Source organism: Roseobacter sp. TSBP12, assembly GCF_009129705.1.
Lineage (GTDB): Bacteria > Pseudomonadota > Alphaproteobacteria > Rhodobacterales > Rhodobacteraceae > Celeribacter > Celeribacter baekdonensis_A.
On record NZ_PYIB01000062.1, the window covers coordinates 56,739 to 79,878 of the forward strand.

21 protein-coding genes and 1 pseudogene are annotated in these 23,140 nt (G+C 58.2%); 19 read left to right on the forward strand and 3 right to left on the reverse strand.

The window, feature by feature from the left end; genetic code table 11:
* Positions 1-4: 4 nt before the first annotated feature.
* Entirely contained in the window at positions 5-850 is an 846-nt protein-coding gene (locus C8029_RS18645) for a hypothetical protein (RefSeq protein WP_152003486.1), read from the reverse strand.
* Positions 851-910: 60 nt separating this feature from the next.
* Here C8029_RS18645 and C8029_RS18650 point away from each other — a divergent pair, with 60 nt between their 5' ends.
* The 9 genes from C8029_RS18650 to C8029_RS18690 all read left to right on the forward strand — a co-directional run bounded on the left by C8029_RS18650 (position 911) and on the right by C8029_RS18690 (position 11,148).
* Positions 911-1,144 carry a helix-turn-helix domain-containing protein gene (locus tag C8029_RS18650; protein WP_226946394.1) on the forward strand — a complete coding sequence of 78 codons (234 nt, stop codon included), beginning with the start codon at positions 911-913 and terminating at the stop codon, positions 1,142-1,144.
* Between the two features lie 136 nt (positions 1,145-1,280).
* The gene (locus C8029_RS18655; protein WP_152003487.1) at positions 1,281-1,574 is read left to right on the forward strand and encodes a HigA family addiction module antitoxin; all 294 of its coding nucleotides are present in this window, start codon (positions 1,281-1,283) and stop codon (positions 1,572-1,574) included.
* Between the two features lie 3 nt (positions 1,575-1,577).
* Positions 1,578-3,593, forward strand: coding sequence for a type I restriction-modification system subunit M (locus C8029_RS18660; protein ID WP_152003488.1), 2,016 nt, complete (start codon positions 1,578-1,580; stop codon positions 3,591-3,593).
* A gap of 166 nt (positions 3,594-3,759) precedes the next feature.
* Complete coding sequence (locus tag C8029_RS18665; RefSeq protein ID WP_152003489.1) at positions 3,760-4,662, forward strand: Abi family protein; 903 nt, start codon at positions 3,760-3,762, stop codon at positions 4,660-4,662.
* A 73-nt stretch (positions 4,663-4,735) separates the two neighbouring features.
* Complete coding sequence (locus C8029_RS18670) at positions 4,736-5,998, forward strand: restriction endonuclease subunit S (RefSeq protein ID WP_226946395.1); 1,263 nt, start codon at positions 4,736-4,738, stop codon at positions 5,996-5,998.
* The gene (locus C8029_RS18675) at positions 5,995-7,053 is read left to right on the forward strand and encodes a restriction endonuclease (protein WP_152003490.1); all 1,059 of its coding nucleotides are present in this window, start codon (positions 5,995-5,997) and stop codon (positions 7,051-7,053) included. The genes C8029_RS18670 and C8029_RS18675 overlap by 4 nt, the downstream gene beginning before the upstream one ends.
* Positions 7,053-7,577: a hypothetical protein gene (locus C8029_RS18680; RefSeq protein WP_152003491.1), complete on the forward strand. Its 525-nt coding sequence runs from the start codon at positions 7,053-7,055 to the stop codon at positions 7,575-7,577. The genes C8029_RS18675 and C8029_RS18680 overlap by 1 nt, the downstream gene beginning before the upstream one ends.
* Complete coding sequence (locus tag C8029_RS18685; RefSeq protein WP_152003492.1) at positions 7,574-8,164, forward strand: hypothetical protein; 591 nt, start codon at positions 7,574-7,576, stop codon at positions 8,162-8,164. The genes C8029_RS18680 and C8029_RS18685 overlap by 4 nt, the downstream gene beginning before the upstream one ends.
* Positions 8,161-11,148: a type I restriction endonuclease subunit R gene (locus tag C8029_RS18690; protein WP_152003493.1), complete on the forward strand. Its 2,988-nt coding sequence runs from the start codon at positions 8,161-8,163 to the stop codon at positions 11,146-11,148. Before C8029_RS18685 ends, C8029_RS18690 begins: the two co-directional genes overlap by 4 nt.
* Positions 11,149-11,189: 41 nt before the next feature.
* Here the strand turns inward: C8029_RS18690 and C8029_RS18695 are convergent, their stop codons facing one another.
* Positions 11,190-11,846 carry a helix-turn-helix transcriptional regulator gene (locus C8029_RS18695; RefSeq protein WP_193217691.1) on the reverse strand — a complete coding sequence of 219 codons (657 nt, stop codon included), beginning with the start codon at positions 11,844-11,846 and terminating at the stop codon, positions 11,190-11,192.
* A gap of 563 nt (positions 11,847-12,409) precedes the next feature.
* Between C8029_RS18695 and C8029_RS18700 the strand changes: the two genes are divergently transcribed.
* Positions 12,410-13,516, forward strand: a complete 1,107-nt coding sequence (locus tag C8029_RS18700; protein WP_152003495.1) for a tyrosine-type recombinase/integrase — start codon at positions 12,410-12,412, stop codon at positions 13,514-13,516.
* 633 nt (positions 13,517-14,149) lie between these two features.
* On the opposite strand, the pseudogene C8029_RS18705 reads toward C8029_RS18700, so the two are convergent.
* Positions 14,150-14,296 (reverse strand): annotated as a pseudogene (locus C8029_RS18705) (IS3 family transposase); the annotation flags it as partial.
* A 503-nt stretch (positions 14,297-14,799) separates the two neighbouring features.
* Here C8029_RS18705 and C8029_RS18710 point away from each other — a divergent pair.
* From C8029_RS18710 to C8029_RS18760, 9 genes are all read left to right on the forward strand, one after another.
* Positions 14,800-15,474, forward strand: a complete 675-nt coding sequence (locus C8029_RS18710; protein ID WP_152003496.1) for a helix-turn-helix domain-containing protein — start codon at positions 14,800-14,802, stop codon at positions 15,472-15,474.
* A gap of 698 nt (positions 15,475-16,172) precedes the next feature.
* Positions 16,173-17,348, forward strand: coding sequence for a substrate-binding domain-containing protein (locus C8029_RS18725; protein WP_152003497.1), 1,176 nt, complete (start codon positions 16,173-16,175; stop codon positions 17,346-17,348).
* Positions 17,349-17,424: 76 nt separating this feature from the next.
* Positions 17,425-18,189 (forward strand): ABC transporter ATP-binding protein, encoded by a 765-nt coding sequence (locus C8029_RS18730; protein WP_009570496.1) that lies wholly within the window; start codon positions 17,425-17,427, stop codon positions 18,187-18,189.
* Complete coding sequence (locus C8029_RS18735; RefSeq protein WP_009570497.1) at positions 18,182-18,904, forward strand: ABC transporter ATP-binding protein; 723 nt, start codon at positions 18,182-18,184, stop codon at positions 18,902-18,904. The genes C8029_RS18730 and C8029_RS18735 overlap by 8 nt, the downstream gene beginning before the upstream one ends.
* Before the next feature lies 1 nt (position 18,905).
* Positions 18,906-19,937, forward strand: a complete 1,032-nt coding sequence (locus C8029_RS18740) for a branched-chain amino acid ABC transporter permease (protein WP_009570498.1) — start codon at positions 18,906-18,908, stop codon at positions 19,935-19,937.
* 1 nt (position 19,938) lies between these two features.
* Positions 19,939-20,997, forward strand: coding sequence for a branched-chain amino acid ABC transporter permease (locus tag C8029_RS18745; protein ID WP_009570499.1), 1,059 nt, complete (start codon positions 19,939-19,941; stop codon positions 20,995-20,997).
* Entirely contained in the window at positions 20,994-21,782 is a 789-nt protein-coding gene (locus C8029_RS18750) for an alpha/beta fold hydrolase (RefSeq protein WP_226946396.1), read from the forward strand. The genes C8029_RS18745 and C8029_RS18750 overlap by 4 nt, the downstream gene beginning before the upstream one ends.
* Positions 21,779-22,375, forward strand: a complete 597-nt coding sequence (locus C8029_RS18755; protein WP_009570501.1) for a TetR/AcrR family transcriptional regulator — start codon at positions 21,779-21,781, stop codon at positions 22,373-22,375. The genes C8029_RS18750 and C8029_RS18755 overlap by 4 nt, the downstream gene beginning before the upstream one ends.
* Positions 22,372-23,139, forward strand: a complete 768-nt coding sequence (locus C8029_RS18760) for an enoyl-CoA hydratase/isomerase family protein (RefSeq protein ID WP_009570502.1) — start codon at positions 22,372-22,374, stop codon at positions 23,137-23,139. The genes C8029_RS18755 and C8029_RS18760 overlap by 4 nt, the downstream gene beginning before the upstream one ends.
* Position 23,140: the final 1 nt, after the last annotated feature.

A 23,140-nucleotide genomic window follows, 5' to 3' on the forward strand; every position in this document is an offset into this window, starting at 1 on the left:
GGCATCACAGGTCCATATCGGCTGGCGGGACAGGCGCGTCGGAGGTCAAGGCTTCGAGGATCTGACGATCCACCTCGGCCACATGCTGGCGGATCAGATCGAAATCGGTCAGCGAAAAACTGACGGTCGAGAGCTGAGCGCCGCCGCTGAAGCCAACCGTGAAAATCGCCGTGCAACCGGGCATGATGGGTGTTTCACGGTGCTGGCGGAAACGGTACTCAACATCAGCGCTGAAACCGGTTGAGCAGGGGCGATATTGGATCGTCTTGCGCGACCCAAACTGGCTGACGGTGGTGATCTCATGCAGCGGCTGGCCGTCGAGATCGGGGATGAAGCCATCCTGGCCCCAAGCCCAGGTTGCACCTTCGCTTGTGCGTTGCGAGGGCGGGCCGTAAAGCCCTTCGAGCTGCGCAAGGATAGCGGCGGGTTCGGGCAGGTTCTCGTTCGGCTCCCGGAACGTCCGCTGAATCCGCAGCACCCGCCCGCCCATGGCCTCAGTCGCCAGCGTGGCCTTGATCTCGGCATAGGGATCGCGGCCCATGCGGGTGTGCAACCCCACGCCCTGCGTCACCAGCTTCTGATCGAAAGTCAGCGCAAATGCGCGCCCCTCGCCATTCTCGACTCGCAGCGCAACCTGCTCGGGCACGAGGATCAGCATCATCCGCTCCCCGAACATGCTGCTCGCATCCATCGCCTCCGCCCCCGGCTGAATGTCGAGGATAGCGTAGGGATATGGGCGTGGCTCTGGTACGAGCGTTTCCGCAAGGCTGTCCTGGGCGTGGGCGGCAGCTGCTGCACTGGAAATCATCGAAGCCATGAACAACTGGTGGGCAAATCGTACGAAACTCATCGAAATCTCCTCTGTCACTCAAAGTGATACGATTAGTCCGTGGACGATTAAACACCTTTTTTGCGCTACAGCGGTATGGAGCGCACGTTTACAGTCGAGGATTTCGGGAAGCGCCTGCGCGAGCTGCGCAAGGCACAAGGCTATTCACAGGAGGGCTTTGCCCTGACCGTGGAGCTTGACCGAACCTATATCGGCGGGATCGAGCGCGGGGAACGGAATCCCGGCCTCAAGACGATCCTTCGGATCGCTGAGGCGCTCGGGGTGCCTGTGGCGGAGTTGTTCAGGCTCAGATAGTCGAGGACTGTTTCCCGGCGATTTGTGCTTCCCATGCTGAATTGGGAAGATTGCTCAACGCACGAAGACAAGCCGCCGAATTGACTAGTGTCCATAGACAGGTTACTCTCGTCTAAGCAGAAGGGGATTGCACAGGATGATACATCCGGGAGTTGAAGTGCGAAGAACCTGCGTCACGGCGAATGGTTTGTCTGTAACGCAAGCAGCCCAAATACTCGGCGTAGATCGTCGAACACTGAGCAATCTTCTAAATGGCCGATCCGGAATCTCCGCTGAAATGGCTGTGCGGCTTGAGAAGGTTTTTGGTACATCCGCAAAAGGCTGGATGCAGCGCCAGTTGGAATACGATTATGCCCAAGTAATGCTGCGGGCAGCGAAAATTACGTTGGAGCCGTTCTCGGCTGCTGACACAGAAGAAAAGGGCAAGTAGCAGATGGCGGCGGACATTCAAAACCTAGGTGGCTTCGTCTGGTCCATCGCCGAGATTCTGCGTGGTGATTTCAAACAGTCTGAATACGGCAAAGTAATCCTGCCCTTTGTGGTATTACGCCGCCTTGATTGCATCCTGGAGCTGACGAAAACCTATGTTTTAGACACGGCAGAATCCCTGCCAGATGGGGTAGATGAGGCTACCCGCGACATGATGCTGTTTGGCGCGGTCGGCGGCAATGTGAGGGTCTACAACCTATCCCGCTTCACCTTTGACACGTTGCGCGGACAAGACCCCCGTCAACTCCACGACAACCTGGTGGACTACATCACCAATTTCTCGGGGAACGTGCGCGACATCTTCCTTGATAAGTTCCTATTCACCGACCAACTCAAGCGTCTGAAAGATGGCGGCATCCTCTGGAACGTCTTCGAAAGATTTGCAGAGATTGACCTGCACCCCGACACCATCTCGAACCTTGAGATGGGTTACCTCTTCGAAGAGCTGATCCGCCGGTTCTCAGAAATCTCAAACGAAACCGCCGGGGAACACTTCACACCGCGCGAGGTGATCCGGCTCATCGTTGAACTGCTCATCGCAAACGACGATGAAAAGCTCACCGGGCGCGGCATCATCCGTCAGGTATATGATCCAGCGTGTGGTACGGGCGGGATGCTGGCGCTGACCGAAGAAGCCTTGAAGGATTTTAACGACGCCATCCGCGTTGAACTCTATGGCCAGGAGCTGAACGGCGAGTCATTCGGCATCTGCAAATCTGACATGCTGGTCACGGGGCACGATCCCGAGCAGATCGCCTTCGGCAACACACTCACCCAAGACGCCCATGCGGGCAAGCGTTTTCACTACATGCTCTCTAACCCCCCGTACGGTGTGGACTGGAAAAAGTACCAAGATCCCATCAAATCTGAGGCAGAAAACCTCGGGATGGAAGGGCGCTTTGGCGCAGGCACCCCCCGCATCTCTGATGGTCAACTTCTGTTCCTTCAGCACATGATTTCCAAGATGCGCGACGACGAAATCGGCTCACGCATCGGGATCGTCATGAATGGTTCACCGCTATTCACTGGTGGCGCGGGTTCCGGTGAGAGTGAAATTCGCCGCTGGATGCTTGAGAACGATTGGGTTGAGGCCATCATCGCGCTGCCTACAGACCTGTTCTATAACACAGGCATCCAGACCTATGTCTGGCTCCTCACCAACCGCAAGCCCGCCAAACGACAGGGCAAGGTGCAGCTCATCGACGCCAGCGGCGAACGCTTCTGGAAATCCATGCGCAAGTCGTTGGGCAGCAAGCGCCGGGAAATAACCGAAGAGGCCCGCGCCGAGATCGTGCGCATTTATGCGGGCTTCCTCAACGGCGAGAGCGGGGAAGGCGAGGTGTCCCGCATCTTCGACACTGCCGACTTCGGCTACCGCGAAATCCGCGTCGAGCGCCCACTCAAGCTGAATTTCCAGGTAAGCGCCGAGCGGCTAGCCCGCTTGGCCGATCAGAAGCCCTACGCGCGGCAGGATGAGGCTGATCGGGCGGCCATCGAGGCCGCGCTTCTTACCATCGGCGATCAGCTCTTCATCAATCGGGACACTTTCGAAAAAGCGTTGACCAAGGCGCTGAAAAGCACCGATTTAAAGATCGGTGCACCTGTCAAAAAGGCCATCATGACCGCGCTTTCAGAGCGGGATGACGAAGCCGATATTTGCACCGACAAGAACGGCAAGCCTGAACCAGACACCGACCTGCGCGACCACGAACTCGTGCCTTTGGCTGAGGACTGGCGCGACTACATGAAGCGCGAGGTTCTGCCCTTCGTGCCTGATGCCTGGGTCGATCAGAGCCATACGGACGCCCGCGACAAGCAGGTCGGGCGCGTTGGCTATGAGATCAACTTCAATCGTTATTTCTATCAGTACGTGCCGCCCCGCCCGCTTGAAGAGATCGACGCGGAGCTGAAGGCGTTGGAAGCCGAGATCGCTGGACTCCTGAAGGAGGTGGCGGCATGATTTTTGGCGCGGACCGGTCGGTTTCTTATTGCTTTGGTAGGAATCCTGCCCTATCTATCGTCACAACAAGACCCGCCACGCCTCGGACGGAACCTCGGTTTCGCACTGCGCACCCCGGCGGGTTACTTGTTTTCAGGGTATCGCTTTCGCGGCATGGAGGTGCCGCATGAAGTTCGAAAAGCCCGCCGTTTCTGTCCCGGATCAGATCGAGCTTCTCAAGCGCCGTGGCATGATTGTCGGCGATGATGCCCTTGCACAGCACTATCTCGGGTTCATCTCCTACTACCGGCTCAGGGCCTACTGGCTGCCCTTCGAGGTGCCCGCTGCGAACAATGGTGATCACGCCTTCCGTGACGGGACCGCATTCGAGGATGTGCTGACGCTCTACATCTTTGACCGCGAATTGCGGCTGCTTGTTCTGGACGCCATCGAGCGGGTCGAGGTGGCCTTGCGCGCGCAGTGGGCGCATCACATGGCGATGAACCATGGCCCCCACGGCTATCTCGATCAGGTTCACTACTCAATAATTCGACATCACGCAAAAGACGTCACTGCGTTGGAGAAAGAATTCAATCGCTCCGAAGACACTTTCGCAATCCACTACCGTGACAAATACGCCTCGCCCAAGCTGCCGCCGGTCTGGATGGCGGCTGAGCTTATGTCGTTCGGGCTATTGTCGAAATTCTACAGCAACTTGAAAACACGCGCCGATAGAAAAGCAATTGCTGACCCGTTTGCCTTGGATGAAGCAGTGGTCACGTCGTTCGCGCACCATATTAGCACGGTGCGCAATATCTGCGCTCATCATGGCAGACTTTGGAACAAGCGTTTCACTGTGACGATGACCACACCGAGATTTCCCGCCAAGCTGCCCGTCGCCATGCGGGATGCCGACCCGCGCTATCTGCACAACACGCTGGTGATGCTCGACTACCTTTTGGCCCTGATCGCGCCGGATAATGAATGGAAGAAGCGCCTTGTCGCGCTGATCGACGGCTGCCCGCGCGCTGATCCTGCCAGCATGGGCTTTCCGGCGGACTGGCGAACTAGAGGGGCGTGGAGGGTATGAAGATGGTCACTGGGCAATCAGATTTTAGGGCGCTTGAAGCAGAAATCGCAGGGCTTCTGAAGGAGGTGGCGGCGTGAAAACCGTAGATCGGCTAGGAAATAAATCGTCGATTGGCTTGCTACCCACGACCTGGAAGGTTTTGCGGGCAAAGGTTCTGTATCAAGAGAGAAAAGAACTTAGTGAAACTGGTGAAGAAGAACTTCTTTCTGCGTCTCACTTAACAGGGATCACAAAGCGATCCGAAAAGAATGTGGGAATGTTTCTAGCGGAAACGCTCGAAGGATATAAAAAAGTCCATCCGGACGATGCGGTCGTAAACACAATGTGGGCATGGATGGGGGCATTGGGAGTAAGCCAAGAATATGGCGTTATCAGCCCCTCATACGGAATCTATCGCCCTATCGGTGATTCCAAAGACCCCAGATTTTACGATTATGTATTTCGCTCAGCTCCGTTCGTTGCAGAAGTTAATCGTCGCTCAAAAGGCGTATGGTCTTCCCGTCTCAGGCTGTATCCTAACGACTTTTTAACAATGCGGCTTCCATACCCTTCACTTTCTGAGCAGCGTTCCATTGCGGATTTTCTTGACTACGAAGTCGCTCGCATCGATCAACTCATCGAGAAAAAGAACCTGTTCATAAGCCTTACAGCTCAGCGCATTGACGCGCTCGTCGATGAGGTATTCTCTAACTCTTCGGTTCCTAGAATACGATTTGAAAACGTTGTGCGCAGAGTGCAAAGACCAGTTGTATTGTCAGAACATGACGAACTCATCAGATTAGGATTGTTCAATCGCGGACGCGGGATTTTCAAAAAGCCTGCGGCTGACGAGGAAGGTATGGGGGATTCCAGCTTCCACTTCGTGCGAGATGGGGATCTGATTTTGAGTGGGCAGTTTGCTTGGGAAGGTGCCGTTGCCTTGGCGACTGAAGATGAGGACGGCTGCGTCGTTTCGCATAGGTACCCTGTTTTCAAAGGCCGGGATGGCATCAACACAGCCTATCTTCTTGGCTTGCTCAGAAGCGGCTTTGGCGACTTTCTTCTTAACGAAAGTTCGCGAGGATCAGCAGGCCGCAACCGCCCACTCAACACATGGAGGCTTGGGAAGGAAAAAATTCCGATCCCGTCCCGCGAGCTTCAGGAAACCGTTGATCGCGCGCTCGCTTTCGAACGCCAGCTTAAGAAAAAAACCGAGCATTCACTCAGCCTTCTGACTGAGGCGCGAGCGGCATTGATCACAGCCGCTGTCACCGGCCAGATTAACGCGACGGCCTGGGGCAAGCAGGGGCAGACCGACCGCCGCCTTGATGAGATCGAGGAGGCGATGCAGGCATGACCAGACTTTGGATTGTCAGAGCAGGGGCACATGGAGAGCGGGAGCTTGCAGCTATCGACCAGAGCAAACTGTTTCCCGGTTTTCTCGAAGTCGGCGATCTGAGCGCTTGTGCTGATCGGGATGCGGTGCTGGCACAGCTCCAAGAAGTGATGCCCGATCAAGGCAAGAACCGCCTGCGCAATTTCGCCGCCCAGCTCAACCAGTTCGTGAACCGGATCGAGATTGGCGATGTCGTGGTGATGCCGCGCAAGGTCACGAACGGCGTGGCCATCGGGATCGTGACGGGCGGCTACCAGTTCGACGGCGAAAGCGACTTCAAACACTCCCGCACCGTTGAATGGAAGGAAGAGTCGCTGCCCCGCGACACCTTCAAGCAAGACCTGCGGCACTCCTTCGGGGCGTTCATGACCATCTGCCAGATCAAGCGCAACTCGGCGCTTGAGCGTGTGCATGCCGTCCTTGAGATCGGCACCGATCCCGGAGCGCTCCTGGGCAAGCAGGGACAGGCATCGAAGCCCTTGCCGGTGAACGGGACAGACGAAGATGAGACCGAAGCCGAAGACTACCAGACCGACATCGAAGACATTGCGCACCAGCAGATCATCTCGCTGATCAAGTCCGAGTTTGCAGGTCATGCCCTTGCTGATCTTGTGGCCGAGATCATGCGGGTTGAGGGCTACACCACCAAGGTTTCCCCGCCTGGTGCCGATGGCGGTGTCGATATTCTGGCGGCAGGCGGCACGCTTGGCCTTGGCGAAGATCGCATCTGCGTGCAGGTGAAATCCGGCGACGGCGCGGCCAACCATGACGTGGTGCTGCGCCTGATCGGTTCGGTATCGAACACGCAGGCGCAGACGGGGCTTCTGGTCAGCATCGGCGGTGTGAACGCCGTTGCCCAGAAGGAGCTCGACAGCAACTTCTTCAAGCTCCGCCTATGGCAGATGCCCGACCTATTGAAGGCGCTTTTCCGAACCTATGGCGAGCTCTCCGACGAGACCCGCGCCAAGCTACCCCTGAAGCAGATTTGGGCACCGATGACGGGAGGGGCGAGCTAATGGGACAGATACAGCAACACGCTGCCGAGTATGAAACTGTTCGCCGTCTTGCCGAAATGCTGACGAGCACAAGGGAAGACTACAAGGCGACGGAGTCTTATGCGCTTTTCACCACTATCGTTTGTTGGGTTGTTCAGCGGGCGCGCACACCGGCCAATCAGAATGGCCCCGATGATGAGCAGGCGCGAGAAGTAGGCATTGCCTTACAGGCGGCGCGGATCAGTGACGCACCTTGGTTGGTTCAGAATTTACCAGAGATGACGGCATTCGATTTTTTCACCAGCATTCGCAACGCCGTTGCTCATGGTGACGGTCGTCAGATCAGGCCATTGAACGAGAATGGATTTCTGACAGGTCAGATCGTTCCAGTAGCTGGGAATCGCCTTCGATTGCGACGTGCTGACATGCAGCGCCTTGGCTGTGCACTTGCCAACCTGTTTTGCGCGACAATGGCAGCATATGAGCAGGAGGGTGATCTGCAAGAAGCGGCTGAACAATTTGAAGCAGCCGAGGCCATGCCATGACCATGAGAGACCCGCGCCGTCACGCCTTGTTCTGGGTGCCCGATACAGAATTTCAGAGATTTGATGAGTGGAGCTTCCCGAAGTGCTTTTCTTTCGGGGATATGGATATTTTGGAGGAGCATAATTTGGGAGATATTTCAGATAATTACTTTCGATGTGGTCAGGCGCTGATCGAGCAGGTTTACAAAAACGACATCGAGGACTTTGTCGCGCAGTTTCCGATCATCTATCTGTTTCGTCACGCCTTCGAGGTGAAGCTGAAGCAGATCATTCTTGATGATGCACTGCGCCGCTTCGGCAGTATCACATGTGAAAATTACGAGAAGCTGGCAAAAGACCTCAAGGATACGCATAGCCTTCACAAGCTCATGAACCAGATTTCTGGGCTGGACGATTGGGCGAAGAAGCGTTTGCAAGAGCTAAACGCTGTTGATCCTGATTCAACCGCCCTTCGATTTGGCGGCGTCGGAACCAAGGCAAAGGATTATCTCGGTACTGATGTGCGTTTCTTTCACGAGGCGATGTGCGCCCTACGCGACCACCTGACCGCCTTCATGGGTGCGCAGCAGGGGAGGGTCGCGTCATGACGATTTCCGCGCACAGCATACACAAGGAAAAAGTCCTTCAGGATCATCTCATCGCAGAGCTTGTGAGGAGAGAGGGTTACGAACGCCGCGACCCGAAGGTCGATTATGACCGCGCCCTGGCAATGGATCGGGCGCTTGTCCTGCGCTTCATCCAGAGCACGCAGCCTGAGGCGTGGGAAAAACTCACGCAGCACTACACCGCTTCCGCCGAAGACGTGCTCTTCAAGCAACTCGACAAGGCGCTGAAGGATCGCGGGTTGCTCGATGTACTGCGCAAGGGGATCAAGATCGTTCCGGGCATCGCGCTCAGCCTTTGCTATTTCCGATCTGCAAGCGCCTTGGAACCCAAGCGTGTTGCCGAATATCAGGCCAACATCCTGTCAGTTATGGATGAGGTTGAATACAGCCAGAAGCACGGTGGTCGCCTTGACGTGGTGCTCTTCGTGAACGGTTTGCCCGTTGTCACCATCGAGGCGAAGAACCTTTTGACGGGATCGACCTTCCGCAACGCCGAGAAGCAATATCGGGATGACCGCAAACCAGCGGGCGAGCCGCTTCTGACCTTCAAGCGTGGGGCGCTTGTTCATTTCGCGCTCGACGAAGACAACGCCTCGATGACCACACGGCTGATGAACGGCAAAACCCGTTTCCTGCCGTTCAATCGCGGTCGCGATGGTGGTTCGGGCAACGCCGATGTCGAGGACGAACACCGCATCGCCTACCTCTACAAGTCTGGCGAATGGGGGGAGGCGATCTTTTCTCGCTCTGTGCTCCTTGATGTCATTGGGCAGTTCATGCACCTGGAAGTGAGCGGCAAAGACGAGGTGATGATCTTCCCGCGCTTCCAGCAGCTTGACGCCGTGCGCAAGATCATGGCGCACGCCAAAGACCACGGCACCGGCTCCAACTACCTGATCCAGCACTCGGCAGGCTCCGGGAAGTCCAACACTATCGGCTGGCTGGCGCATCATGCGATCAACCTGCATGACGAAACCGACAAGCAGGTTTTCAACACGGCGATCATCGTGACCGACCGTGTTGTGCTCGACAGACAGCTCCAAGGAACGGTCACGCAGTTCGAGCAGACCACCGGCGTCGTCAAGAAGATCGACGGCACATCCCGCCAGCTAAAGGACGCCATCGCCAAGGGTGCACGGATCATTGTCACGACAATCCAGAAGTTCTCGACCGACCACCTGAAAGAACTGTCGGGGCAAGGAAACCGGACCTTCGCAGTGATCGTGGACGAGGCGCATTCCAGCCAATCGGGCAAGAGCGCTCAGGCGATGACTGACGCCCTGACACGCGACGCCAGCTCAAGTGATGACATCGAGGATCTGATTGCCGAGTACCAAAAGGCGCGCGGCCCGCAGGCCAACATCAGTTTCTTCGCGTTCACTGCAACGCCGCGAAATGTCACCTTGGAGCGGTTCGGTGTGACAGGTGAGGATGGTTTGCCCCATCCGTTTCACCTCTATTCCATGAGGCAGGCTATCGAGGAGAAATTCATCCTAGACGTGCTTCAGAATTACATGACCTACAAGGCTTATTATCAGCTCGAAAAGGCTATCGAGGATGACCCGGAGCTGAGCGGGCGCAAAGGGCAGCGCAAGGTCGCACGCTATGCCAGTCTGCATCCGACCGCCATCGGACAGAAGGTCGAGATCATCGTCGAGCATTTTCGCCGTCACGTCATGCGGGAGCTGGACGGGCAAGCCAAAGCGATGATCGTCACACAAAGCCGCGAGCACGCGCTCAAATATTTCTTTGGGGTGCAGACATACATCAAGTCGCAGGGCTATGCTGACCTGAAAGCGCTTGTTGCATTCTCCGGTGATATGGACGTGAACGGCGAACCTGCAACCGAGGCTGACCTGAATGGTTTCGCGGAGACTGAACTTCCTGGCCGCTTCGACGGCTTCAAGCCTGACGGGACGCCTTATCCCGATACGTACCAAATCCTGATCGTGGCCGAAAAATACCAAACCGGCTTCGACCAACCAAAGCTCTGCGCCATGTATGTTGATCGGAAGCTTTCCGGTTTACAGGCCGTGCAGACCCTCTCTCGCTTGAACCGGACACGGGCGGAGAAAGAGCGCACTTTCATCCTCGATTTTCAGAACACCATCGAGGACATTCAGACTGCGTTCCGCCCCTTTTATGAGGCGACCACCGTCGAGGCGATGTCGGACCCCAACCAAGTCCACGACCTGGAGGGGCGATTGTTTAAGTTTGGATATCTCGACAGGGATGAGATCGAACGGTTTTCGCAGACTTATTTTAAGGGCGCACTTAGCACCGCAGACCGACCGCGCCTTGAGGGGCTTGTCCGACAGGCTGTTGCCCGCTTCGAGACAGATGAGGACGAAGGGCGGCAAGAAGAATTTCGACAGTTATTGAAGAGTTTCAACCGCTTTTACGCCTTCATTGCGCAGATCATCTCTCTGGAAGACACCAGCCTTGAAAAACTGGCGTCCTATGGCGGCTGGCTCTCGCGCTTGTTGCCTAACCGGGAGCTTCCACCGGAGATTGAGATCACCGAGGAAATGCTGAGGTTGCAAGCATTCAAAGTTGACAAAAAAGAGCAAGGCAGCGCATCGCTCTCCCCCGGTGACACGCAACCGCTGGCGGCGATTAGTGAGTTTGGAGCAAAACCCTACACCGAAGATGAAAAGAAAGAACTTTCAGAGATAATCAAGTCCTTCAATGATCGGCATGGAACACAGTTCACCGAGGCCCAGATGGCGAGAATTGAGGCCGTAAATCCTGAAATCGTTGACGAAAACATGCGCGAGATGTTGCGGAACAATCCTCCAGATGTTGTTCGGTCAGCTTATGATCAGGCTGTGTTTCAGGGGATGATCCGGATGTTCCAGAATGACGCTGAAATGCGCGATATTATCCTCACTGATCCCGAGATCAGAAATAAGGTCACATCGTATCTTTTTGGGCGCGCATTGCGTGACGCGCAGCGCGTTGCATGATGGGACAAGTGGCGGCGGGGGGCTGATGCCAGCCGAAAAAGCTACTCGTTCTTTTCGCCGGTTGGAAAATCCTCATCCACGATCCGTTGCCACTCAGCCATGTCACGTTCCCATCCTTCTTGGTCATCTCCGTAGTCTTCGTGAAACGGCGGCGCGGGGAGGTCCTCGGGGTGTAACTTGTAGCGGGTCACGATTTTCACAAAGTCTCGGATAATGTCTGGATGCATCCGAGGAAGGCCGTCGAGATCTTCAAGCGCGTGAAGCCGGGCGACCTTGTAACGGTCTTCCATAGACATGTCGGGGTATTTCACGGCCAGAAATCTTAAAACTACTATAGCTTCATCAATCGCCACTTGTGCAGCCCTACCGCTGCGTGGTGCGGGGCGGCCTAAGATGATCTCGTTCAGATCGCCCCCGGTCAGGATAGCCAGGTGAGCAATGGCCGGCGTGGGCACTGCTCTGTGACCCTCTTCATAGGCATAGTAGGTTCGTGGGGTCACTTCTAGAATTTCAGCCATCTGCTGCTTTGTGAAGCCTAACCGAACTCGATAGTTGCGCAGGTTGTCATGTATCGCGCCTTCCGGCGCGAATCGATCTTGCATCGCCTCCCCAGCAATACGCTCATTCTCGTCGCGCTCACCCCGGAGCAAATCTTCTGGTGTTCTTGTGTCTGGGGGCAAAATTCCGAGTTTGGACATAACTTCTCCTGAGTGAGTCGGAACGAAATTACCGACATTTTTCATCTTTGCAAGAACTTATAGACATCACCCCAAAGCCGTGGAATGTTTGCAGAAACTTGTAAGTGTACGAGGAAAAGATGTCGAATTTTCTATCTGAAGGTCAAACCCCGGAGGCTTGGAGCAAATCTCTCAAAAGTCATGGCGTGCATGTCTCCCCAAGACTGATCCGGACGAGAGCACGCGAAATTGGTGAGTTTCACCAGATCGGAAGACTGATGCTTCTGACCTCCGAGCAAATGGAAAAGCTCTTTCAGTCCTCCGGCTCTGCCGCAGAGACCGGCAAGCGCCAATTTTAGGTGACACAAGATGACGCGTCATCAGTTGCCGTCCTGTGGCTCCGAGATTCTTGATAGCGGAATGACACCTGCGCAATGGGTTGAAGTCCTCTCGTCCAGAGGGATCGAAATCGCCGAGCGGACGCTACGAGAACATGCGAACCGCTTGGAGGCGCGCTTTAAGCTCGGCAACGCGATGATCATCACGCCATCACAAATGGATAAAATTCTGACGGAGAGCCAAAAATGCCGCTCGAAATTTACAAACGTGGCTCGGTCTACTGGGTCAAGGGCTGGGTCGAATACAACGGTCGACCGATCGCCGGTCCATATCGCAAAAGCACGCGAGCGACTACTGAAGCTGGCGCAAGGGACTGGATAAGGGATGAGACCGACCTTCAGGTCCGCCAATATGTATTTGGAGAGGAGCGCACTCTACGGTTCGCCGATGCCGTTGAAATCTATCCACCAACCCAGCAGACGGCCCGACAACTACTGCCGATCCTTGAAGAGATTGGGGACCTACCGCTTGGCGAAATCACTGGTGCGCTATTGAAAAGTCTCGGCCCCAAACTGAAACCGAAGGCCTGCACAGATACATGGTGGCGCGAAATCGTAACTCCGGCGCGTGCTGTCATCAACAACGCGCACGAATTCAAGGGAACGCCACTCCTGCGGGTCAAACGGTATGACAAGTTCGAGCGTATTGCCCAGGATCAGCGGAGGCAGAAAACCAGTCGGGTAGAGCGCATTCCGGCAACGCGCGAATGGATCGAGGCGTTTTGTGCGGAGGCTGATCCTTACAACGCCGCTATGGTGCGCTTCATGTTCGAGACGGCGGCGCGCATTGACCAGGCGATTTCCATTGAGCCGGACGATCTGAGACGCGAAACCTGTGAGGTTCGCATCAAGGCCCAGAAAGGCCACGAGGAGAGCTGGATTGCAGTTTCACCCGAAATGATGGCTGAGCTTGAGGCCTTGCAGCCGAAGCGGCCCAAGAACCTGAAAACTGGGCAGCTCCTGTCGCCCCGTGTTTTCGGTTACGGCAGCCCGACCGGCTATAACAACCGCTGGAAGACGATCTGCAAGCGTGCGGTCATCCCATATCTTTCGGCGCATCCCGCCGGGAGGCATGGTTTCTTCACAGAACTGGTGGTCCGGCAGGGCGTTGACCCTGTGACAGCGGCCAAAGCGGGGCGGTGGTCGGACCCCAATCTGCCGATGCGTATCTATGCTCATGCGGAGACCGACGAAGCCGCCATCAGGGCGCGTTTTCGTACAACTCCGGTACAGACGACAAAGCCAAAACCAGCTAAGAAACGGAAAACAAAGAAGGAAATCAAAGATGGATAACTCCCTCCTAAGGGGCAGGTTGCAGGTTCGAATCCTGCCGGGGTCGCCATTTTTCCACGTTCATTGATTTTTTCATTTTTATTCAGTTGGTTGCGAATTTGGGTCCCATTTTTTGGGTTCGTGTGTCCCAGATTACGCGCCCTGTATGATGAGTCTGACAATCTGCTCTCGGTCGGCAGCGCGAGTATAGCGCTCTACCTCAGTCAATGTCACATGACCCGCCATAGCTGCGATTTGGTGCACAGTCTTACCTTGCTCGGCCCAGTAAACACAGAACGCTTTGCGCAACGGAAATATCGAGGTCAAGCTGACGGACCACGACGACCTGCCATATGTCGTGGGATTGGTGCGGCAAGCACTGGACCGTCAACTCGGAGCGGATGAGCCAGCATGACGCAATTCGTTTTCTTGACCGAAACGCTCACTCCAGAGCCGCGTCCGTACCCATACGAAATCCTCGGCCTGCAACCGGGCGATCCTCTGGACGATGTTCTGGCCGTCTACGCAGAACGCAGCGACGCTGCCCCAACAAGCGAGAGCGAAGTTCTACGGGTGCAATCGCCGGATGGGGCTGTGTTCGAGTTCACCTATCAGCTTTTCACCCGGATCGGGGATGTCGGCATCAATGGGCGGCTCCCAGACACGCTTGATCTCGGGGCGCAGCTCCGTATCCCGTTGATGCCGGGCCGAAGCTTTGGCAGGATCGGCTTGGCACGCCGATCGGTGATAATATATCGACGGCGCGATCGGCAGACCCCTGCAGATCGACTCGACGCGCCGATGTATCCGTCGAAACTGAGCCGCGCCGAACTGGCGCGCGCTGCAGAGGCTGGGTACCAGGCAATCGCTGGTGGGCCGGATGCTCTTACGGCGTCGTTTGGGAGAATCAAGGCTGCGTCCAGCAGTCCGACACCCGGTTTCCAAGCCGATTTTGGCGCTTTGGCAAGGCGGATAGAACGGATGGATCATGGTTCCCCACGGTTCGCCAGTTTCATCGACCAACTCAGGGAATTTGCGTTCCAAAATTACCCATACGGCAAGGGGGACGTTCTCTTCGGTCGAACATGTCCCGAGCGACGCGTACACAATCTCGCGTCTGCTGCATCGGCGCATGGCTGAATTATTCAAGGATGTGCCGCATTGCCGTAGGTTTGGGACTGGGCACAACGGATCAGGCAGAATGCATAGAGTTTTCGGCTGAGGTGCATGATGCCCAGATCGCGAACTATGCCTCCTGTTTGTCGCCGAAACGATCTGCGGGCTACCTAGGGATCCGGGGAGAAATGCTGAACCGCTTGGTCAGCGTGGGTTTGATTGGTCTTCGGTTTGATCTTCCCAGGCTCAATCCGATCTACCATCCGGATGACCTGAAACTGCTGGTCGAGCCGCTGGTTGGTCAAGCCGCGTTTATGGATCATCTGCCTTCGGGATACGCCAGCCTAATCAGCATCGGAGGCCATGCGAAATGTCGTTTCGAAACGGTGATGCGCTTGGCTTGTGATGGCAAGCTTGCCACGCTGAGCAGGCTGGACGCAATTCCAAAGCTGGATGGCCTGTTCGTGAGTCTGGATGATCTGCGGGATCAGCTTGAAGTTCCGGCTCCATCAGGGATTACACGTGTCGAAGCCAAGCGCTTGCTACGCATCAACTCCTCGACGGTCGCGTGGCTCATTCGTCAAGGTTGGCTGCCAGCGAAAACGGTGAAGCATCACCGATATCGGCGTCCAGTCACCCTAATCAGCCGCGAGGCGCTAGAGGAATTTCTCAACAGTTATGCCACGCTTGGCATGATGGCAGCGGACGGACATACGCAAGCGATGCATGTTGCCCGCAAGTTGGAAAAAGTAGGCATATTTCCATTGGATTTGGATTGCCGCCTCAGCAAACTTTACCCGCGGACACCGCAGCCGGAGAGGTTGTTCGATCCAGGCCGGATGCCCGAGCCCACCCCCTCATAACTCTCTGAATTTACGTCGCCGTTTGCGCCGTCGCCTTGTGGGCGACGGTTTTTTCATGTTCGGCGGAGATCACTGAACACTCATAAAAATCCTGCTTCAGTCCTTCCGACAGACGCCAAACTAAGTGTCGAAAATCGCCGATTTATTGTCGTCCCCGGAACTATGAATTGCAATAAACAATGGCTTGCATAGCATCCAAGTGCCAAACCATGTGTTGTTCGACATCAATTGAAAAACGACAGTAGGTTTGGCGTTTTTGACAATGCCTCTTCGCATCCTCGCAGTCTTGCAAACCCAGAGGGTCAGATGCGCGGCTCAGGACGTTTTCGTTGATCTGGATTGACGGCACACATTCTATCAGGTCTTCCACCATCCAGTTGAGTGCGACATCGCTCAGGCGGGACTCGGCTTCGGGATACCCGATGATCACTTGGAACCACGCACCCCCCCAATCCCTACAATTCTTCGGCCACGTTCATAACAATTGGCGCGGCTCACGAAACAGCGTGAATGTCGGGTTGATGTTCGGCCCGTCGACATCACAGAGCTTTGTGCGGTTTCACAGGCCGATGCTTCAAATACGGTCGGTCACATGAGCAACACAGCACACGGTCTTTACCTGCTGGAGGTGCGAGATTGACATGAATCATGATTCATGTTTCATATTAGTTAGAGGAGAAATCAGGGAGGAGACCCTAATGCTGCGCTTGTTTGCGTTGACGGCTACTGGTGTGTTGATGTCATCGACAGCCTTTGCCGAAATCCGGATTGCCCATGTCTATGGCAAAACCGGTTCGCTGGAGGCCTATGCCGCCCAGTCGCACAATGGTCTGATGTTGGGGCTGGAATATGCCACCAACGGCACCATGGAGATCAACGGCGAGAAGATCGTCTTGATCGAGAAGGACACCCAGCTGAAGCCGGATATCGGGCGCGCGCTGCTCGAAGAGGCCTATGGCGACGACGATGCACATATCGCCGTGGGTCCGGTCAGCTCGGGCGTGGCGTTGGCCATGCTGCCGGTGGCCGAAGAATACGAGCGTGTGCTGATCGTCGAGCCCGCGGTGGCGGATTCGATCACCGGCGAGAACTGGAATCCCTATATCTTCCGTACCGGTCGCAACTCCTCGCAGGACGCGATTTCCAACGCGGTCGCTCTAGGTGGCGAGGGGGTGGTCGTGGCGACGCTGGCGCAGGATTATGCCTTCGGTCGTGACGGGGTCGCGGCCTTCCGCGAGGCGCTGGAAGAGACCGGCGCCACCATCGCCCACGAGGAATACGTGCCCACCGATACCACGGATTTCACTGCGGCGGCGGAGCGTATCTTCACCAACATGGCCGACTTGGAAGGGGAGAGGAAGCTCTTCATCATCTGGGCCGGGGGCGGCAATCCCATGGGCAAGATCAATGCCATGGAGCCTGAGCGATTTGGCATTGAGATCGCCAGCGGCGGTAACATCCTTGCGGCGCTGAAAGCCCACAAGGAAATCCCAGGCATGGAGGGCGCAACCTACTACTACTACGAGATTCCGCAGAACCCGATCAACGAATGGCTGGTGAAGACCCATTTCGAGCGCTTCGACAGCCCGCCGGACTTCTTCACCGCCGGTGGTATGGCGGCGGGGTTGGCGATCGTTGAAGCGATCAAGCGGGCCGGTGGTGCCGAGGATACCGATGCGCTGATCGAGGCCATGGAGGGGATGACCTGGGAGACGCCGAAGGGCCCGATGCAGTTCCGCGTCGAGGACCACCAGGCGATGCAGTCCATGTATCACTTCCGGACCGAGATCCAGGACGGCAAGGACTATGGTGTGCCGGTTCTCGTGCGTGAGATCGGTATGGATGAAATGAATATCCCGGTCCGCAACCAGTAACACGCGACGCGTGCCCTTCACTTGTGCCACCCCGGGCGGCCGATGCGGCGGCTCGGGGTACAAGGAAAAGAGACCCATGACCCAGACACTTCTTGAGACCGATGCACTGACCGTGCGTTTCGGTGGCCATGTGGCTGTCGACGCGGTGTCGTCCAGCTTCCGCGCGGGCGAGTTGACCGCCATCGTTGGCCCGAACGGCGCGGGCAAGACCACCTATTTCAACCTGATCTCGGGGCAGATCCCCGCCAGTTCGGGGCGCGTGAAACTGCTGGGCGAGGACATCACCCGGCTTGGCGTGGCGGACCGTTGTCGCCGCGGGCTTGGCCGTGCCTTCCAATTGACCAACCTGTTTCCCAGTCTGAGCGTGCTGGAGAACGTGCGCCTGGTCATCCAGTCCAAGCAGCACAAGGGGTTCGGCCTGTTCTCTATGGCCGATAGCCACCAGGAGCTGACCGTTGCCGCTATGGCGATCCTGGAGCGGGTACGGCTGGACATCCAAAAGGGCCAGCTTGTCTCGGAGCTGTCACACGGGGACCAGCGTAAGCTGGAGGTTGCCCTGCTGATCGGCCTCGACCCGATGGTCTACATGTTCGACGAACCGACCGCCGGGATGAGCGTGGACGAGGCGCCGGTGATCCTTGACCTCATCGCGGAAATCAAGGCGGACCGCGCGCGCACGGTATTGCTGGTCGAGCACAAGCTCGACGTGATCCGCAGCCTCGCCGACCGCATCATCGTCCTGCACAACGGGGCGCTGGCCGCCGATGGACCGCCTGCCGAGGTCATGGCCTCCGCCGTGGTGCAGGAGGCCTATCTGGGCAAGGAGCTGGACCATGTCTGAGCCGATCCTTTCACTGCGCGGGTTGCACACCGACATCGCGCAATATCACATCCTCCAGGGCGTTGACCTCGAGGTGCCGCGCGGCCAGGTGACCATGCTGCTGGGGCGCAACGGCGTGGGCAAGACCACGACGCTGAAATCGATTATGGGGCAGTGGAGCGCCAAGTCCGGCCAGATCCTCTATGATGGTCAGGACATAACCCGGCTGCCCGTCTCGGCGCGCGCCCGCGCTGGAATCGGTTTCGTGCCGGAGGACATGGGCATTTTCCGCGACCTGACGGTTGAGGAGAACATGGTGCTGGGCTGCACCACAGGGCCGCTCGACCCCGCGCGCAAGGACTGGCTGTTGAGCGCCTTTCCGGCCCTAGGCACCTTCTGGCACAGCGAGGCGGGCAACCTCTCCGGCGGCCAGAAGCAGATGCTGTCCATCGCGCGTGCCATGGTAGAAGAGCGCAAGCTCTACCTGATCGACGAGCCGACCAAGGGACTTGCTCCCGCCATCGTCTCGACCATGGCCCAGGCGCTGCGGGAGCTGAAGGCGCAGGGTGCCTCCATCCTGTTGGTGGAACAGAATTTCTCGGTCGCCCGTGCCTTGGGCGACAGTGCCGCGGTCATGGACGACGGTCGGGTGATCTGGACCGGCGAAATGGCAGAACTTGCCGCAAACAAGGACCTGCAGGAGCGCCTGATGGGTTTGAGCATGGAGACGCACTGACATGACCCTTGCCCCTGACCACAAGCCGACCTTCGCCAATCTCAGCCTCACCGACCGGCTGGGCAAGGCCATGCCGGTCATACTTGTTCCGATCCTGATCGTGCTCGGCTTCGTTGCCATCGGTGCGCCCTCGTCCTGGCTGACGTTGACGGTGTCCGGCCTGGCAATGGGCATGATGATCTTCATCATGGCCTCCGGCCTGACGCTGGTCTTCGGCCTCATGGACGTGATCAACTTTGGCCATGGCGCCTTCATCTCTGTCGGTGCTTTCGTCGGCGTGTCTGTGCTGATCGCCTTGGGCGACTGGACCGGTGCCGCCTCTCTCCTGCTGAACATGGCGGCGATCCTGCTGGCCGTGGTGGCGGCCATGGCCGTGACTGGTGCTCTCGGCTGGGGCTTCGAGAGGGTCATCGTGAAGCCGGTCTACGGTGCCCATCTCAAGCAGATTCTGGTGACGGTCGGCGGGCTGATCGTCATTGAGCAGCTGATCTATGTGATCTGGGGGCCGGATGAGATCTTCATCAACCGTCCGGAAATGCTGAAAGGAGCGGTGACTTTCGCCGGGGCGGCGATGGAGAAATACCGCCTGCTGGCGGTGGGGATCGGCCTTGTGCTCTTCATCGCGATGCGCATGGTTCTCCGCCGCACCAAGATCGGCCTGATTGTCCGCGCCGGGGTCGAGAACGGCCCCATGGTTGAGGCGCTGGGGTACCGCCTGCGCATTGTCTTCGTCGGCGTGTTCATCGCAGGCTCGGCCCTGGCGGGTCTGGGTGGCGTGATGTGGGGGCTCTACCAGGAGGTGATCACCGCCGGGATGGGCGAGGAGATGATGGTTCTGGTCTTCATCGTGGCAATCATCGGTGGGCTGGGCTCTGTCGAGGGGGCCTTCATCGGCGCGCTGCTGGTGGGGCTGCTCCAGAACTACGTTGCCTTTCTGGAACCGAAACTGGCGCTGGTGTCGAACATCGCGCTGATGACCACAATCCTGATGTGGCGGCCGCAAGGCATGCTGCCTGTCGTGAAGGCAAAATGAGATGATCGTTAAACTTCTTTCCGGGGATCAGCCGCGCTCTGTCCTCCTGACCCTGCTGCTTCTGGTGACCCTGGTCTGTCTGGCTGGCGCGCCCTTCCTTTTTGACGGCGTGCGCGCGCTGGACACGGCGGCGCGGATCTGCATCTTCATCGTTCTGGCGGCGAGCTACGATCTGTTGTTGGGCTATGGCGGCATCGTCAGCTTTGCCCATACCATGTTCTTCGGTCTCGGCGCCTACGGGGTGGCACTGGCGTCGTCGCATATGGGGCGCGGCTTTGATGCGCTGCTGGTTGGCTCCGTGTCCGGCACCGTGGCTGCGATCATCCTGGCGCTGCTGATCGGGCTCTTCAGCCTGCGGGTGCGGGCGATCTTTTTCGCGATGATCACCTTGGCTGTGGCCTCGGCTCTGGCGGTGCTGGTCTCGCAGTTCTCCGGTCTGACCGGTGGCGAGGACGGGCTGACCTACAAAATTCCGCGCGCCCTGACCTCGGCCAACCGGATGGGCGAATTCATGGGCACGCAGATCAGCGGCAAAATTCTGAACTACTATCTGGTGTTCACCGCTGCGCTGATCCTGTTCCTACTGCTGCTGCGCATCGTGAACTCACCTTTCGGGCGGGTGCTGCAGGCGATCCGCGAGAACGACTTCCGCGCCGAGGCCATCGGGTACCGGGTGATCTGGTATCGCACCATGGCCACCTGCCTCTCGGCAGCGGTTGCTGCCCTGGCCGGGAGCCTCTTTGCGATCTGGCTGCGCTATGTCGGGCCGGACACCACGCTGAGCTTCGAGATCATGCTGGACATCCTGTTGATGGTGGTGATCGGCGGGATGGGCACCATGTACGGTGCGGTGATCGGGGCGACGCTGTTCATCCTAGCGCAGACCTATCTGCAGAATCTGATGGGAAGTGCCTCTGAGGCCACCTCGGCCCTGCCACTGGTGCCTGATTTGCTGAATCCGGACCGCTGGTTGATGTGGCTGGGAGTGCTGTTCATTCTCAGCGTCTATTTCTTCCCTACGGGCATCGTGGGCCGGCTGCGCGAGCGCCGTGCATCGTGACGGTTCCGGTTCTCTTCCTGCATGGCTGGGCCATGAACGGTGCGCTCTTTGAGGACATTGCCGGGCGGCTGGGCACGGACTTCGATTGCCATGCGCCCGACCTGCCGGGCCATGGCAGCCGGGCCGCGGCAGAGCCCAGCCTCGACAATTGTGCGGCGGTAGCCCGGCAGTGGATCGAGCGGCTCGATCAGCCGCTCCTGGTCGGCTGGTCCATGGGGGCAGCGGTCGCCTGGCGCCACCTGTCCCGGTACGGCACCGGTGGGGTGCGCGGGCTGGTCACCATCGACATGAGCCCACGCATGCTGCCGGACGCGAACTGGGATCTGGGGCTGATCGGCCAGAGCTCCGCGGCGATCCTGACGACCTCCGAGAAGATCGTGCCGCGCTGGTCCGTCATGGCCGAGCGCATTGCCTGCAACATGTACGCGCGCGACAGCGAGCCGACGGTCAGCCGCGAGACGATCCGGGACCTGCTTCTGGCGCAGGACCCCGAACGCCTGCGCGCGCTCTGGGACGATTTGACCGCCATGGACGAGCGCCGAACGATGGCCGGGATCAACATCCCTTATCTCGTTTGCACTGGCGCCCGGAGCCGCCTTTACAGCCAGAAGGTGGCGCATTGGATCGCGGCACAGGCGGGGCAGGCGCGGGTCGCACGCTTTGACCACTCCGGCCATTCGCCGCACCTAGAAGAGCCCGAGGCCTTCAGCGATGCCCTCCGGTGCTTCGTGGCACGGGAGGGGCTGGCACAAATGGTCCAAGAGCAGGAGGGCAACACCCCATGACCAGACAGACAGGGGCCAGACCCAAGACAAAACGCGGCATCGAGCGGCGCGCCAAGATTCTCGCCGCCGCCGAGCAAGTGATCGGGGAAAAAGGGTTCAACGCCGCCTCCATCGCCGACATCACCCGTGCGGCGGGGACCGCGTTGGGGACCTTCTACATCTATTTCTCCGGTAAGGACGTGCTGTTCCGCGAGCTGGTGCAGGACATGGGGCGCGCCACCCGGTCGCAGGCAGCGGAACGCATTGCGGGTGCGGCCAACCGGCTGGAAGCGGAGCGCGCCGGTCTGGAGGCCTATCTGACCGTCGTGCGCGACCGTCCAATGCAATACCGCATCGTCGAGGAGGCCCGTTTCGTCGATCCCGACGCTTACCGCGACTACTACATGGCCTTCGGTAAGGTCTACGCCGAGCAACTGGAGAAGGCCGAGCGCCGGGGCGAGATCTCGGCCGGTGACGCCGAGGTGCGCGCCTGGGCGCTGATGGGCATTGCCAAGGCCCTGGGCGAGCGTTTCGTGCTCTGGGAAGAGGAGGTCGATATCGAACGCGTGGTGACGGAGACGCATGCCTTCATCTGCAAGGGGCTGGCACCATGACCGATCTGATTTCCTGCGAAATCCTTGACCTTCCCGGTGGGGAGGCCTGCTTTCGGATCACCATGACGGCCCCGCGCGCCAATGCACTGGAACCGGGGTTGCTGGCGGCGCTGCATGCTGCGTTCGATGCGCTGGAACGCTCCGGCGCGCAGAAGGCGCTGATCTGCGGCGGACGAAATTTTTCCACCGGCGGCGACGTGGGCAGGTTCTTAGAGGCGGTACAAGAGGGCCGCGCAGAGGACTACGCCCGGGCGGTGGTGCCGGTCCTGCAGGACCTGATTGCCCGCATGATCGCCATGCCCGTGGTCATCGCGACCGCCCTGTGCGGCGCTGCGACCGGCGGCTCGGCGGGCCTGCTCTTTGGCTCCGATCTCACCGTGGCGGCACCCGGCGCCTTTGTGCAACCCTATTACGGCACCATGGGTTTCGCGCCTGATGGTGGCTGGACTGTTGTCCTGCCGGAGCTGATTGGCACCGCACAGGCGCGGGGCTGGCTGATGGCCAACCACCGGCACGAGGTAGAGGAACTGCTGCGCCTGGGGTTGGTGCAGGCCGTGGATGAGGCGCCCGAGACCCGGGCGCTGGCCCTGCTGGGCGCGATCGAGACGGGCTCTGCGCTGGCGACCAAGGCGATCCTCTGGAACGCCCCTCGACGGGCAGCCCTGCGCGCCGGGCTGGATGCGGAAACCTCGGCCTTTCTCGACCTGATCGGGCGACAGGCGACTCTGTCGCGCATGAAACAGTTTCTTCAACCGAGTGGATGAT